Origin of the sequence: Burkholderia seminalis DSM 23518, assembly GCF_902832885.1 — a bacterium.
GTDB classification, from domain to species: Bacteria; Pseudomonadota; Gammaproteobacteria; order Burkholderiales; family Burkholderiaceae; genus Burkholderia; species Burkholderia seminalis.
Genome location: NZ_CADFDK010000004.1, coordinates 255,927 through 268,886, shown reverse-complemented (window position 1 = coordinate 268,886; position 12,960 = coordinate 255,927). Strand labels below are relative to the sequence as shown.

The 12,960-nt window shown below is 67.9% G+C and carries 13 protein-coding genes; 5 read left to right on the top strand and 8 right to left on the bottom strand.

Annotation, left to right across the window (positions count from 1 at the left end):
* Positions 1–10 precede the first annotated feature (10 nt).
* The 6 genes from HWX00_RS15380 to HWX00_RS15355 are packed head-to-tail and all read right to left on the bottom strand — an operon-like array spanning position 11 to position 3,962.
* Positions 11–553, bottom strand: a complete 543-nt coding sequence (locus tag HWX00_RS15380) for a c-type cytochrome (RefSeq protein ID WP_175026770.1) — start codon at positions 551–553, stop codon at positions 11–13.
* Positions 550–1,050, bottom strand: a complete 501-nt coding sequence (locus tag HWX00_RS15375) for a c-type cytochrome (RefSeq protein ID WP_034186114.1) — start codon at positions 1,048–1,050, stop codon at positions 550–552. Before HWX00_RS15375 ends, HWX00_RS15380 begins: the two co-directional genes overlap by 4 nt.
* Positions 1,047–1,580: a methylamine dehydrogenase light chain gene (locus HWX00_RS15370; protein WP_034186113.1), complete on the bottom strand. Its 534-nt coding sequence runs from the start codon at positions 1,578–1,580 to the stop codon at positions 1,047–1,049. The genes HWX00_RS15375 and HWX00_RS15370 overlap by 4 nt, the downstream gene beginning before the upstream one ends.
* A 39-nt stretch (positions 1,581–1,619) precedes the next feature.
* On the bottom strand, positions 1,620–2,246 hold the full coding sequence (gene mauD / locus HWX00_RS15365) for a methylamine dehydrogenase accessory protein MauD (RefSeq protein ID WP_175026769.1): 627 nt from the start codon (positions 2,244–2,246) through the stop codon (positions 1,620–1,622).
* Positions 2,243–2,797 (bottom strand): MauE/DoxX family redox-associated membrane protein, encoded by a 555-nt coding sequence (locus tag HWX00_RS15360; protein ID WP_175026768.1) that lies wholly within the window; start codon positions 2,795–2,797, stop codon positions 2,243–2,245. The genes mauD and HWX00_RS15360 overlap by 4 nt, the downstream gene beginning before the upstream one ends.
* A 7-nt stretch (positions 2,798–2,804) precedes the next feature.
* The gene (locus tag HWX00_RS15355) at positions 2,805–3,962 is read right to left on the bottom strand and encodes an amine dehydrogenase large subunit (RefSeq protein ID WP_175026767.1); all 1,158 of its coding nucleotides are present in this window, start codon (positions 3,960–3,962) and stop codon (positions 2,805–2,807) included.
* A gap of 245 nt (positions 3,963–4,207) precedes the next feature.
* On the opposite strand from HWX00_RS15355, the gene HWX00_RS15350 reads away from it, so the two are divergent.
* The 5 genes from HWX00_RS15350 (at position 4,208) to HWX00_RS15330 (ending at position 10,258) form a co-directional block, all read left to right on the top strand.
* The gene (locus tag HWX00_RS15350) at positions 4,208–5,170 is read left to right on the top strand and encodes a helix-turn-helix domain-containing protein (protein ID WP_034186109.1); all 963 of its coding nucleotides are present in this window, start codon (positions 4,208–4,210) and stop codon (positions 5,168–5,170) included.
* Positions 5,171–5,295: 125 nt separating this feature from the next.
* Positions 5,296–6,240 (top strand): GlxA family transcriptional regulator, encoded by a 945-nt coding sequence (locus tag HWX00_RS15345; RefSeq protein WP_175026766.1) that lies wholly within the window; start codon positions 5,296–5,298, stop codon positions 6,238–6,240.
* 475 nt (positions 6,241–6,715) lie between these two features.
* Complete coding sequence (locus HWX00_RS15340) at positions 6,716–8,428, top strand: M36 family metallopeptidase (RefSeq protein ID WP_124607607.1); 1,713 nt, start codon at positions 6,716–6,718, stop codon at positions 8,426–8,428.
* An 85-nt stretch (positions 8,429–8,513) separates the two neighbouring features.
* Positions 8,514–9,767, top strand: coding sequence for a M20/M25/M40 family metallo-hydrolase (locus HWX00_RS15335; RefSeq protein ID WP_175026765.1), 1,254 nt, complete (start codon positions 8,514–8,516; stop codon positions 9,765–9,767).
* Between the two features lie 128 nt (positions 9,768–9,895).
* The gene (locus HWX00_RS15330; RefSeq protein WP_034186105.1) at positions 9,896–10,258 is read left to right on the top strand and encodes a YbjQ family protein; all 363 of its coding nucleotides are present in this window, start codon (positions 9,896–9,898) and stop codon (positions 10,256–10,258) included.
* Positions 10,259–10,264: 6 nt separating this feature from the next.
* On the opposite strand, the gene HWX00_RS15325 is transcribed toward HWX00_RS15330, so the two are convergent.
* Together HWX00_RS15325 and HWX00_RS15320 are read right to left on the bottom strand one after the other, a co-directional pair.
* The gene (locus HWX00_RS15325) at positions 10,265–11,515 is read right to left on the bottom strand and encodes an MFS transporter (RefSeq protein ID WP_034186104.1); all 1,251 of its coding nucleotides are present in this window, start codon (positions 11,513–11,515) and stop codon (positions 10,265–10,267) included.
* Positions 11,516–11,743: 228 nt separating this feature from the next.
* Positions 11,744–12,883 (bottom strand): porin, encoded by a 1,140-nt coding sequence (locus HWX00_RS15320; protein WP_034186103.1) that lies wholly within the window; start codon positions 12,881–12,883, stop codon positions 11,744–11,746.
* Between the last annotated feature and the right edge of the window lie 77 nt (positions 12,884–12,960).

Here is a 12,960-nt window from a genome sequence, read left to right as displayed (position 1 = left end):
AATGAGCCGGTCAGTAACGGTCCGTGACGCCGTCGATCCCGCGCGCCTGCAGCGCACGGACCAGTCCGGCGCGCACGGTCGCGACGTCGGCGAAGGCGGGGCGGCGATGCGCGGCGACTTCGGCGGCCGTATAGGGCCGGAAGTCGCGCGGCAGCGCATCGCGGTTCATCGTCACGAGCACCCAGTTGAGCACGTCGGCCAGATCCTGGTCCGACAGCGCCGAATTCGACGCGCCGGGCACGCGCATCACGTACTCGCGCCCTGCCGGCAGATGCGTGAAATAGCCGAGCGAATTCGCGAGTGGCGGCACCTTGCCGGGAATGCCGCCGCCCGTCGCCGTATGGCAGCCCATGCAGTTGAGCACCCAGTGCTGTCGCGCGCGCGTCGCGTCGGCCGCGCCGTCGGCATGCGCGGGCGGTGCGACCGCCGACGCGACGGCACCCGCCAGCAGCAGCCACGACGACAGGCGACGCGATACCCCGCCGAGCCGCGCCGACGCGCCCCGCCTTCCCGGGGCACCGGCGTGCGCGCGGGACGCGTCGGCGCCGTTCACAGGCCGAGCCCCTTGATCACCACCGCGCGTTGCGCATGCACGGCCGTGCCGTCCATCTGCTTCGCCCGCGCCGCGCGGATATCGGCCGCCGTGAACGGCTTTGCGTCGCCGTGCTGCGCGTTGAGGTCGAACACGACGTAGTTGAGCAGGTGCGCGATGTCGTCGTCGCTCGCGCTTGCGAACGACGGCATCTTGAAGTTGTAGCGCTTGTCGTGCACCGTGATCTCGCCGAACATCCCGTGCAGCAGCGTCGCGATCAGTTGCGCACGCCCCGGCTCGGCCGCCGCGTACTTGCCCGGATACTCGGTCAGCGGCGGCGCGAGGCCGTCCTGCCCTTTCCCGCCGGCCTGGTGGCACACCGCGCACTGCGCATCGAACAGGCTTTTCCCGGCCGGGTCATGCACGGTTTCCTGCGCGCCGGCCGCACCCGGCAGCGCGAAGGCCGCCATCGCGGTCATGCATGTCAAGACGATCTTTCCTGCCTGCATCACGTTCATTGTTTTGCCGCTCCCAGCAGAACCGAAACCGAACAGTGGTAATTCGAATTGCCGTTCGCCATGCACCAGTTGATGTCGTTGTTCAGCGACAGCTTGTACAGCGGCTTCTCGCGCTCGTTGCGGTTGCAGAAGCACTTGCCGCACGACGTCTTGCCGCAGCAGTCGTTGTACGACACGATGTAGTCCGAACCGTCGTGCGGGTTGCGACAGGTGCCGATCCACGTGATCGGCGAAGGCGTCGTGCCGGGCGGGCAGCTGCTCGACGTGCCGCCGCAGCAACTGCAGAGCCAGCCGTCGATCGCGCAGTATTTCCAGTAGTCGCAGCTCATCGGGTCGTCGCTCGCCCCCGCGGCGGCGCCTGACGCGCCCGATGCCGCATCGGCCGCGTACGCGGTGCGGTCGACCGGCAGCAACGGCAGCAGCGCCGATCCCACCAGCACCTTGCCGAGCTTCGCCATCGCGCTGCGCCGCGAACTGTGCTGCGCGACGCCGCGCGCCGACCGCTCGAACCATGAATCAAACAGGCCCATGTCGTTGTTCTCCCATGACGTTGTAAGTGGGTCGGCCGGTCATGCGTGCTGCGCATGCGCGTCGTGGCTGTGATCGCCGTGCACGAACGCCTGCAGCGACGCGACGCCGCGCTCTTTCGCCTCGAACAGGCTCTCGAGATGCTCGCGTGTGTTGACGAGCCCCTTCGCGCGCACCGTGCCGGTTTCGTCGAGCAGCACCGCGTACGGCAGCTTGCCGATCTGGTAGGCGAGTCCGAGTTCCTGCGACAGCACGTACGGGAAGCGTCCGAGGTCGTGCTTGCGCGCGAAGCGCGCGTGTTCGTCGACGTCGCCGTCGCTCGCGAGCACGATGTTCACCGGCGTCGCTTCGCTCGCCTGCAGCGACGGCAGCAGCGGCAGCAGCTTCTTGCAGACCGGACACGTCGGCGACAGGAAGAACAGCAGCGTCGCCTTGCCGGTCGCATCGAAGCCGCCGACCTTCACCTGCGCGCCGCGAATGTCGGTCAGTTCGAATGTCGGCGCGATCGCGCCGACCGCCGGCCCCTTGTCGATCATCAGCGCGCCGGCCGGCATGATGCGTTCGTACAGGATGCCGATCTGGCGCACCAGCGCGAGGCAGATCGCGCCGAGCGCGAGGGCGGCCACCCACAGCAGGGCGGTGGAAACGGTGAGAGCGGTTTGCATCATGAATTCCTCAAGTGGACAAGGCGCGGGACGTTGGCGAGCAGCACGTCGACGGTGAGCAGCGCGCAGACGATCAGCAGCGCGGAGAAGAACAGCGTCAGGTAGTCGAACCACACGACGGCGCGCGTGCCCGGTTCGACGAACGCGGTCGCGGCCAGCGCGACGAGCAGCAGCACGCGGCCGACATGCAGCCAGCCGATGCCGCGCGGCGCGTCCGCGCGCGTGGCGGTGAAGCCGGAACAGCCGCAGTCGATGTCGGTATGGCCGCGCAGCAGGTTGATCGCGAGCCCGGCCGCGAAGGCCAGCAGCAGCGCGATCAGGCCGAGCGCACCGGCCATGCGCGTATCGGGAAACAGCAGCGCTGCAGCACCGATCGCTTCCGCGAGCGGAATCGCGAACGCGATGGGCGCTGTCAGCGTATCGGGCAACAGCCGGTAGCCGGCGAGCGCCCGACGGAACGCGGCGGGCCGGCGCATCTTCGCGAAGGCGCCGAGCAGCACGACGACGGCCGCGCCGGCTTGCGCGCTGGTGGCGAGTACGGGATCGAGGGTCATCGCGGCCTCACGGGTTGACGAGCAGCGACGACGTATTGCCGATCTGCTTCTCGACGTGCTGCAGCTTGCCGGTGCGCGCATCCATCACGACGAGGTCGGACGTCGCCGTCAGCCCGTAGAACAGCGGCTTGTCGTCCTCGCTGACCTGGATCGACACGAGCGGATCGACTTTCTGCTGCGCGAGATCCCAGCGCGCGACACGCTGCTTCGACTTCAGGTCGTACACCCACACCTGCGTGCCGGGATCCTTGTGCGAGCCGTCGGCGCCCTTGTGCATCAGCACGTAGTAGCGGTTCTGCCTCGCCTGCACGGCCGTCTGCTGCATGCCGCCGGGGCGCCAGCCTTCGGTACGCTCGGCGTCCGTCAGCAACGGCCACGGCTTGCCGAACGCCGGCTGGTCGCCGCCGAAATCCGCGCTGCGCACGTTGCCGCCGTATGTCGTGAACAGATAGCCGCCGTTGTACCGCGACGCGTTCACGAAGGCCGGATCCTTGTCGACGTCGATGAACGCGTCCGACATCGTGCGCTTCGTTTCCTTGCCGTTCGCGTCGAGCGTGACGCTCAGCGCCTTGCCGCTCTCGCACAGCGCGGTGAAGCGGTCGTTGCCCGACGGATACGCGAGCACGCAGGCGGCCGTGTCGATCTCCGACAGCACCTTCTTCGTGACGGCGTCGATCACCGTCACCGACGCGGCCGGCGTGATGTTCGCGACGTACAGCCGCTTGCCGTCGGCGCTGAACGCGGTGTTGCACGGCGACGGCACATGCTGCGCATGCTTGGCCGGAATCACGATCTCGCCCGCGTGATCGAGCGTCGTGTTGTCGGTCATCTCGACGACGTCGGTGCGCGTGCCGTGCGAGCCGCGCGAGAAGTAGGTCGTCGCGACGAAGCTCGTCTTGTGGTCCGGCGAGATCGCGAGGCCGGGGCCGAAGCCGCCGTCGATCTGGCCGAGCAGCCTCTTCGCATCGGCGTCGTACACGTAGATGCGTCCGTCGGTCATCGACGGCATCGAGATGTCGACGATATAGACCTCGTGCGGATGCCATGGCGGCATCTTCTGCACGACCAGCTCCTCGGGCTGTTCCGTCGCGTTCGCGCTGCCGGCCCACGCCGCCGCGCACGCCAGCGTCGCCGCGAGCGCCGCGCTTCGTCGCCTTGTCCTCATGTCGCCTCCAGTTGGGGATTCACGTAATGTGGGGCGACTGTAGTTCGACAATAAATCCGGTCAGCACCCGGACCGGCAACGCGTGCGTGCCGATTCGGGATATTGGAAATGCGCGTGAAAGCCTCGGCGGCGGGACGCCTTCCGACCCTCTGAAGAATGCGCGCGGAATCGCGCTCCCCCTTATTGCGCCGACCGCTCGGCCGGTTTAATCTTTCGCGGTCCTGCTCGACACCCCCGGAGGCGCTGTGTTCGTGTTTCACGAGATGTTCGACGACGCGGACCGGCATGCCGAGGCGCTGCGCGGCTGGAACCAGCGCTACGACCAGATCGGCCCGGGTTCGTACCGCAGCGCGGTCAAGCACGCGATGCTCGACGGCCTGCAGCTGTTCCAGGAAGCCGCGAACGTGCGCATCATCCAGCGCGGCCGGCTGCCGCCCGGCGATACGGTGTTCGGCATGCCGCTCACCGGCGCGGGCGCGTTCGCGTTTGGCGGCGCACGGATCGAACGCGGCACGATGGTGGTGGCACGCGGCGGCGTCCCGTTCGAACTGCATTCGCCCGACGACATGTCGCTGATCGGCGTCGTCGCCGATGCCGACCTGCTGCAGCAGGTCGAGGATGCCGCCGATGTGCGCCTCGACGAAGCGACGCTGCGGCGCGGCGTCGTCGACATGCCGACGGCCGTGCTGATGCGCGCGAGCGTGCAGATCGCGACGCAGCTCGAACGCGTGCTGTCCTCCCCCGAGACATACGCCGACGCACGCGTGCAGCGCGAGCTGCGCGGCGAAGTCGGCAACGTGCTCGTCGATCTGCTCACGTACCGGATGCCCGAGCCGTCGAACCGGCTCACGCATGCATGCCGCGCCGACATCGTGCGCCGCGTGCACGACTACGTGATCGGGCACCCCGAAGCGCCGGTCGACGTGCTGAGCCTGTGCGCGCAGTTGCGCGTGAGCCGGCGCACGATGCAGAACAGCTTCCAGTCGGTCGTCCAGACGAGCCCGTTGCACTATGTGCGCTCGCTGCGCCTGTCGCAGGTGCGACGGATGCTGCTCGACACGCGGCAGGCCGAGGTGCCGATCAGCGATGCCGCCGCGCGCTGGGGCTTCATCCATCTCGGTCATTTCGCGAACGCGTACAAGGCGCAATTCGGCGAACTGCCGTCGACCACCGCGCGCCGTTCCATGCGCGGCACAAAAACGCGCTGACGCGCGCAAAACCCGCGATAATCTCCCGCTGACCGTTCGGCGCGAGCGAACCGGCGCGGCGCAGGCCCGCCCGATCGCCTCCCCGTGCGACGCGAGACGACCACCGGATTCGATCCCCTGCCCCGATGCCCGAGGATTTTCACTTCCTGTTGCTGCCCGGTTTCTCCGCGCTCGGCTTCATGTCGGCGGTCGAACCGCTGCGCGTCGCGAACCGCTTTCGCACCGAACTCTATCGCTGGCACGTGATCAGCGCCGACGGCGCGCCCGTCGCCGCGAGCAACGGCATTCCGGTCGCGGCCGAAGCCGCGTGCGCGGACGTCGAGCAGGTCGACACGGTGTTCGTCGTCGCGGGCTTCGATCCGCTCGTGTGCTACACGCGCGCGCTCGGCGACTGGCTGCGCCGCCAGCACCGCCACGGTGCGACGCTCGGCGGCATCGATACGGGCAGCTTCGTGCTCGCGGAAGCCGGGCTGTTCGACGCGTCGCAACCGCTCACGCTGCACTGGGAAGCGCTCGCCGCATTCCGCGAGCGCTATCCGGGCCTGAATGCGACGCAGGAACTGTTCGAGATCGACGACCGGCGCATCACGTGCGCGGGCGGCACCGCGTCGATCGACATGATGCTCGACCTGATCGGCCGCCGGCATGGCGGCGACCTCGCGGCGGCGATCTCCGAGCAGTTCGTCGTCAGCCGCATCCGGCAGCGCTCGGACAGCCAGCGGCTCGAGATCGCCGCACGCTACGGCGTGCACAACCGCAAGCTGATCCAGGTCATCGGCACGATGCAGCAGCACATGGAGAACCCGCTCGGCTCCGACGCGCTCGCGCAGGATGTGTCGATCACGCGGCGCCAGCTCGAACGGCTGTTCAGCGCGACCTTGAACGACACGCCGACGCACTTCTACCTGAACCTGCGCCTCGATCGCGCGCGCGAACTGCTGCAGCAGACCGACATGAGCATCACGTCGGTGTGCGTCGCCTGCGGGTTCGAATCGCCGTCGCATTTCTCGCGCACGTATCGCGCACGGTTCGGCGTCAGCCCGCGCAGCGATCGCCGCGCGACGCGCTGATCGTCGCGGCTTTTAATCACAATCCGGCGCGGTATTACGCGTTCCGGCAGCGTTTCCCGCCGTTCGCTGAACAATGCCGGCGATTGATCGGCCAACCGAGGCGATCATCGAAAATAATTTGGAATGTCGCTGAAAATATTCTGTAACATACCTCGCAATTAGATAGGCAGCCTAACGAGGCGCGCGACGTGCGCGACGCATCTCGTCCCGCACGGGCCGCCACCGATATCAATATCGATCCGAGGGGTAAGACATGACGATGCTCGATTCGCCGTCGCCGCACCTGCCTGCCGTTCGCTTCTCCATCGCCTCTTCCGCCTGTTTCTTTTCGACCTGACATTTAGGTTTCCTTAGTCAGTCGACACTCCCAACACCGCTTCGCCGCACCGGTTCCATCGAACCGGCGCGCGGGCCGTGTCGTGCCTGCGCGCCACGAACGCGCGGGCGTGTCCAACCGTTGAGATGAGGATCACGTATGCAGACATCACGCAACGCATTGCCGCTCGCCCTGGGTCTTGCGCTCGGCTTCGGCATCGTCGGCGGCACCCTGGCCGATACGAAGGTGTCGAACCCGCAGGCCGCGAGCCTGCGCGAAAGCCTGACGCGCGGCGTCGCGCCGCCGGCCGCGAAATCCGATACGGCCGGCGGGCAGTTCCGCGCGGACGGCGTCGCCGTCACGCTGTACAACCCGGCCTATCGCGCCAGGAAGGCCGCCGCGACGCCCGCCGCGACCGCACGCGACTTCGTCGCATCGCAGGCGGCGCAACTCGGGCTCGACGCGACCGCGCTCGCGAGCCTCGTCGTCACGTCCGAGCGCAACGACGCCGACTTCACCGTCGTACGCCTGCAGCAGCAGGCCGCCGGACTGCCCGTGTACGGCAGCGACATCGCGGTGACGGTCGCGAAGGATGGCCGCATCCTGTACGTCGCGAGCAACACGATCAACGGCGTGGTCGCGACGACGCGCAAGTCGCAGGCCGTCGACCAGCAGCAGGCGCTCGACCGCGCCCGTGCGTATCTCGGCGTGAGCGGCTTCACGCATCTCGACGCGCGGCTCGTCGCGTTCGTCGACCAGGCCGGCACGCACACCGCGTGGAAGGTGCGCGGCCGCCCGCAGGACGGGCCGAAGGGCGACTGGGAATTGCTGATCGATTCGGGCAGCGGCGAAGTGCTGCGCGCCGAGGACAAGGCGTTCTACGCAACCGACGGCACCGGCTTCGTGTTCCGGCCCGATCCGCTGTCGCCGACGAAGAGCAGCTACGGCAGCACGGGCTACAAGGACAACAACGACGCCGATTCGACGCAGCTCACGGCCGCGCGCGTGCGCGTGACGCTGAAGGATCTCGCGCAGTCGGGTTCGCGCTACACGCTGACGGGCCCGTACGCGGCGTGCATCGATTTCGATGCGCCGCTCGACAAGGCATGCCCGTCGCAATCGACGCCCACGTTCGAGTTCACGCGCGGCAACCTGTACTTCGAGGCCGTGAACGCGTACTACCACATCGACACGTTCCTGCGTTACGTGAACCAGACGCTCGGCATCAAGGCGCTCCCGTACCAGTACACCGGCGGCGTGCAGTACGACCCGCACGGCGAATCGGGCGACGACAACTCGTCGTACTCGTCGAGCAGCGGCCGGCTGACCTTCGGTCAGGGCGGCGTCGACGACGCGGAAGATGCGGACGTCGTGATCCACGAACTCGGCCACGGCATCCACGACTGGGTGACGAACGGCGGCCTGTCGCAACAGGAAGGCTTGTCCGAAGGCACCGGCGACTATCTCGCCGCCGCGTACAGCCGCGACTTCAACCAGTGGAGCCCGTCGGACGCGCAGTACCACTGGGTCTACAACTGGGACGGCCACAACGAATACTGGGGCGGCCGCGTGACCAACTGGAACGTCGGGCGCACCTATGCGCAGGCACGCGGCGCGGAGATCCATACGGCCGGCCAGTACTGGGCGTCGTGCAACCTCGTCGCGCGCGACGCGATCGGCGCGCAGGCGATGGACAAGGCGTTCCTGAAGGGGCTGTCGATGACCAACAGCTCGACCAACCAGAAGGCCGCCGCGCAGGCCGTGCTGACGGCCGCATCCGCGCTCGGCTACAGCAACGCGCAGCTCACCGCGATCGGCAACGCGTACAACAAGAGCTGCACGTACGGCGTGACCGTCCCGCAGAAGTCGTAATTCCGCAGCAGGCGGGAGTGCGGCGCACGACCTGCGGCGCGCTCCCTTCATCGACATCGACATCGCCATCCTCACGAGATCGAACATGCCTACTCTGAAACCGACCCGCCTGAGCGCCGCGCTGGGCGGCATGCTGCTGACCGCCGCCGCGCACGCGACCCCCGTCTGGATCACGCTCGGCGACACCGCGTTGCGCCAGCTTCAGCGCATCGATGCAAGCGTCACCGTGCAATACAGCACGACCGTCGATGCCGGCAAGACGGCCGACGGCGCCGCGCGCCGCGAAACCGTTCACGTCGTCGAGATCGACGATTCACGGCTCGGCGACCTCGCCCATGCCGTCCACCATACGCGCGGCCACGGGCCCGGCTACGTCGTGCACGATTCGTTCGACGACGCGCGGCAGGCACTGCAGCCGCTGCCCTTGACGCTCGCGAAACAGGCGGCGGCGCCTGCGTACAAGGTGTCGAACGCGCCGCAGATCGGTACCTGGATCCAGCAATTGCAGGCCAGCAACATCGTCGGCACGATCACGTCGCTGTCCGGCTTCACGAACCGCTACTACACGACGTCGCACGGCGTCGCCGCGTCGGACTGGCTCGCGCTGCAGTGGAAACAACTGGCCGGCCCACGCGCCGACATCACCGTCGAGCAGTTCGCGCACACCGGCTTTCCGCAGAAATCCGTGATCCTGACGATTCGCGGCAGCGATCCCGCCGCCGGCACGATCGTGCTCGGCGGCCACCTCGATTCGACGGTCGGCCGCACGACGGAGAACACGCGCTCGCCCGGCGCGGACGACGATGCATCGGGCATCGCGAGTCTCACCGAAGCGCTGCGCGTGCTGATCGCGAACGACTACCGGCCGAAACGGACGATCAAGTTCGTCGGGTATGCGGCCGAGGAAGCCGGCCTGCTCGGCTCGAAGGCGATCGCGAAGCAGTTCCGCACGCAGAACGCGAACGTGGTCGGCGTGCTGCAGCTCGACATGACGAACTACAAGGGCGATCCGAAGGATATCTACCTGATCACCGACTACACGAGCGCGGCGCAGAACACCTACCTGACGAACCTGGCGAAGACCTACCTGCCGGAACTCGCGATCGGCACGTCGCAGTGCGGGTACGCGTGCTCGGATCACGCGTCGTGGAATGCGCAGGGTTATCCGGCATCGTTCCCGTTCGAGGCCGACCAGAACGACAGCCCGTATATCCACACGGTGAACGACACGCTGGAGAACTCGGACCGGCAGGCGAACCACGCGCTGAAGTTCGGCAAGCTGGCGCTGGCCTATGCGGTCGATCTCGGCGGGAACGCCGCAACGACGGCCAAGCCCTGACCGATCCGCGGCGCGCGGCCGTTCACCGTCACGCCGGAACGGGTGGCGCCGCGCGCCCCCGTTCCGATGCCGCGGGCCCTTCCGGATAGAATCGCCGTTCGACCACTACCGCACCCCGGTGCTCCGCCATGACCGATTTTTCCCGCTCCGTCGACGATCTGTCGCCCGCGCGCGTCACGACCGCGTTCGACCTGCCCGGCCACACGACCGTTCGTTCGCTCGGCGTCGTGCAGGGCATCGTCGTACGCTCGCGCTCGATCGTCGGCTCGTTCGGTGCGTCGCTGCAGACGATCTTCGGCGGCAACATCACGCTCTATACGTCGCTGTGCGAGAAAGCGCGCCAGCAGGCCTTCGACAAGATGCTGACCGACGCGCGCAAGCTCGGCGCGAACGCGATCGTCGCGATGCGCTACGACTCGACCGAAATCGGCTCGGGTGTCACGGAAGTCATCTGCTACGGCACGGCCGTGCGCGTGACGCAGGACGCGTGACGCCCGTCACGCGTCGCGCTCGAGCGATTTCATGTTCGTGAGCTGCGGGAACAGCCGCATCCACGTGAGCGCAACCGCGATCGTCGCCGCGCCGCCGACGACGATCGCCGTCGGCGCGCCCCACCACGCGGCCGTCACGCCCGATTCGAATTCGCCGAGCTGGTTCGACGTGCCGATGAACAGCGCGTTGACCGCGCTCACGCGACCGAGCATGTCGTCGGGCGTGCGCAACTGCACGAGCGACAGGCGCACGACGACGCTGATCACGTCCGACGCGCCGAGCGCGGCCAGCGCGACGAGCGACAGCGCGAAGTGCCGCGACAACCCGAACACGATCGTCGCGATGCCGAACGCGATCACGCCGCCGAACATCGCGCGGCCCGGCCGCCCTTTCAGCGGAAAGCGCGTGAGCCACAGCGTGCCCGCGAGCGCACCGACCGCCGGCGCCGCGCGCAGCGCGCCGAGCCCCCACGGGCCGACCTGCAGGATGTCGCGCGCGTAGATCGGCAGCAGCGCGGTCGCGCCGCCGAACAGCACCGCGAACAGGTCGAGCGACAGCGCGCCGAGGATCGCCGGCTCGCGCCGGATGAACGCGATCCCCGAGAACACCGAGCGCAGCGTGACCGGCTCGCGGGCAGGCGGCGCGCCGCGCAACGGAATCGTGCTGCTCAGCATGGCCGCGATCGCGAATGCGGCGACGCTCGTCCCGAACGCGACGGGCGCACCGACGCCATAGAGGAGCCCCCCGAACGCGGGCCCGAGGATCTGCGCGGCCTGGTTCGCGGACGTCGACAGCGCGGTCGCGCGCGGCAGGTCGGTGCGCGGCACGACGGCCGGCAGCAGCGACGACACCGACGGCGACTCGAACGCGCGCGCCGTGCCGACGATCGCCGCGAGCGCATACACGGCCGGCGCGGCCAGCCACCCTTGCACGGCGCCGAGCAGGAACACGCCGGCGGCCAGCGCCTCGACACCCTGGCAGATCGTCGCGATGCGCCGGCGGTCGTAGCGATCGGCCACCTGCCCGACGACGAGCGTCAGCGCGAACATCGGCACGAACTGCGCGAGCCCGACGAGGCCGAGCGCGAACGCGCTGTGCGTGAGCGCGTAGACATACCAGCCGATCGCAACCGACAGGATCTGGAAAGCCAGCGAAGACATCACGCGCGTGCCCCAGAAACGCTGGAACGGTGCGTGGCGGAACAGGTTGGCGGGTAACGGAGACGGCGAACTGGAGTCGGGTAACGGGGCGGTCATCGGCGAGACGTCATCGAAGGAAGGCCGGCGATCGCCGATACGCGATGCGGCCAAACCGCGATGATAGCTTCAACCGCCGAAACCCTGCCGCACACCCGGCCGAGGCAGGCGCGGCCGGCATGCGCCGCGCGACGCCGCATCGAATCGCACCATGAAAAAAAAGCGCGAACCTCGGTTCGCGCCAAAGAGAGATCTCGCTGAAGACGTCGCTGCCCTGCTCCACCCCGCTCAGAACGAATGCCGCATCCCGATCCGCACGTCGGCCTGCGTCTGCGTCGTCGACGGCGTGAAGCTGTAGCCGACCACCGCATCGACGCCCTGCGACGCGCGCAGGTAGTCGCCGGAGATATACACGTCGGTGCGCTTCGACAGCAGGTAATGCAGGCCCGCCGTGCCCTGGTTCCAGTGATGGCCTTCGAAGCGCGTGTGCTGGTAGCCCGCGATCAGGCTGAGCGCCGGCGTGAACTGGTACAGGCCGCCGCCTTCATACACCTGCATGTGCGACGACTGGCCGAAGCCCTTGATCGTCGTGTACGAGAAGTTGGCGTCGAGCGTCAGCTTGCCGATCGTGTAGCTCGAGCCGATGCCGAACGTGCCCTGGCTGTCGACGTCCATCGGCGTGTTGGCGAACAGGTCGGTGCGCGCGCCGGTCGCCGGGTCGACGGTGACGGTCTGCTGGCCGAGGAACGTGTGCGTGCCGATCATCGCGTACGGGTCGAACGCGTAGATACCGTTCGGGTTGTTCAGGCGCGTGTACGCGGCGCCGATCGAGAAGTCGCCCTTCGTGAAGCTCGCGCCCGCGCTCCATGCGCTGTTGCGATGGAAGTTGCCCGCGACGTTGCCGAACGAGTACATCGCGCCGACCTTGAAGCCGTTGAGGTCGTTCGACAGGAACTTCACCGAGTTCGGCAGGCGGTCGCCGTTGAAGCGGTCGAAGTCGCCCTGGTGGATCGCATAGCCGCTGCCCCACGCCGAGATGTTGTAGATCGACACGAGTTCGTTCGTGATGTCGAGCTGGTTGCCGAACGACAGCGTGCCCCAGTCGTTCTGCAGGCCGACATACGCCTGCCGGCCGAATTCGGCGCCGCCGAAGCCGAGTTGACCGTTGCCGAGGCGGAAGCCGCTCTCGAGCGTAAACACGGCTTTCAGGCCGCCGCCCAGGTCTTCGGTGCCCTTCAGCCCGAAGCGGTTCCCGTACGCGACGCCGTCGTCGAACTTGACGACGTGCGAGCCGCCCGTGTTGTTCACGTACGTGATGCCCGCGTCGAGAATCCCGTACAGCGTCACGCTGCTCTGCGCGTGCCCGATGGCGGGAATGCAGGCCGCGCATGCAAGCGCGGCGGCTACGGCAACTTTCGTGTGCTTCATTGTCGACCACCCTCCCTGAACCGTTCGATGGATAGAATCTCGTCCCGGCGCGTGCCGCGATGCGCCGGCGGATTCGA

Coding starts and splice junctions, on each gene's coding strand:
- HWX00_RS15345 (WP_175026766.1), top strand. CDS start 5,296: ATGCCCGAGGATTTTCACTTCCTGTTGCTGCCCGGTTTCTCCGCGCTC.
- HWX00_RS15370 (WP_034186113.1), bottom strand. CDS start 1,580: ATGGGCCTGTTTGATTCATGGTTCGAGCGGTCGGCGCGCGGCGTCGCG.
- HWX00_RS15320 (WP_034186103.1), bottom strand. CDS start 12,883: ATGAAGCACACGAAAGTTGCCGTAGCCGCCGCGCTTGCATGCGCGGCC.
- mauD (WP_175026769.1), bottom strand. CDS start 2,246: ATGATGCAAACCGCTCTCACCGTTTCCACCGCCCTGCTGTGGGTGGCC.
- HWX00_RS15360 (WP_175026768.1), bottom strand. CDS start 2,797: ATGACCCTCGATCCCGTACTCGCCACCAGCGCGCAAGCCGGCGCGGCC.
- HWX00_RS15340 (WP_124607607.1), top strand. CDS start 6,716: ATGCAGACATCACGCAACGCATTGCCGCTCGCCCTGGGTCTTGCGCTC.
- HWX00_RS15355 (WP_175026767.1), bottom strand. CDS start 3,962: ATGAGGACAAGGCGACGAAGCGCGGCGCTCGCGGCGACGCTGGCGTGC.
- HWX00_RS15335 (WP_175026765.1), top strand. CDS start 8,514: ATGCCTACTCTGAAACCGACCCGCCTGAGCGCCGCGCTGGGCGGCATG.
- HWX00_RS15325 (WP_034186104.1), bottom strand. CDS start 11,515: ATGACCGCCCCGTTACCCGACTCCAGTTCGCCGTCTCCGTTACCCGCC.
- HWX00_RS15375 (WP_034186114.1), bottom strand. CDS start 1,050: ATGAACGTGATGCAGGCAGGAAAGATCGTCTTGACATGCATGACCGCG.
- HWX00_RS15330 (WP_034186105.1), top strand. CDS start 9,896: ATGACCGATTTTTCCCGCTCCGTCGACGATCTGTCGCCCGCGCGCGTC.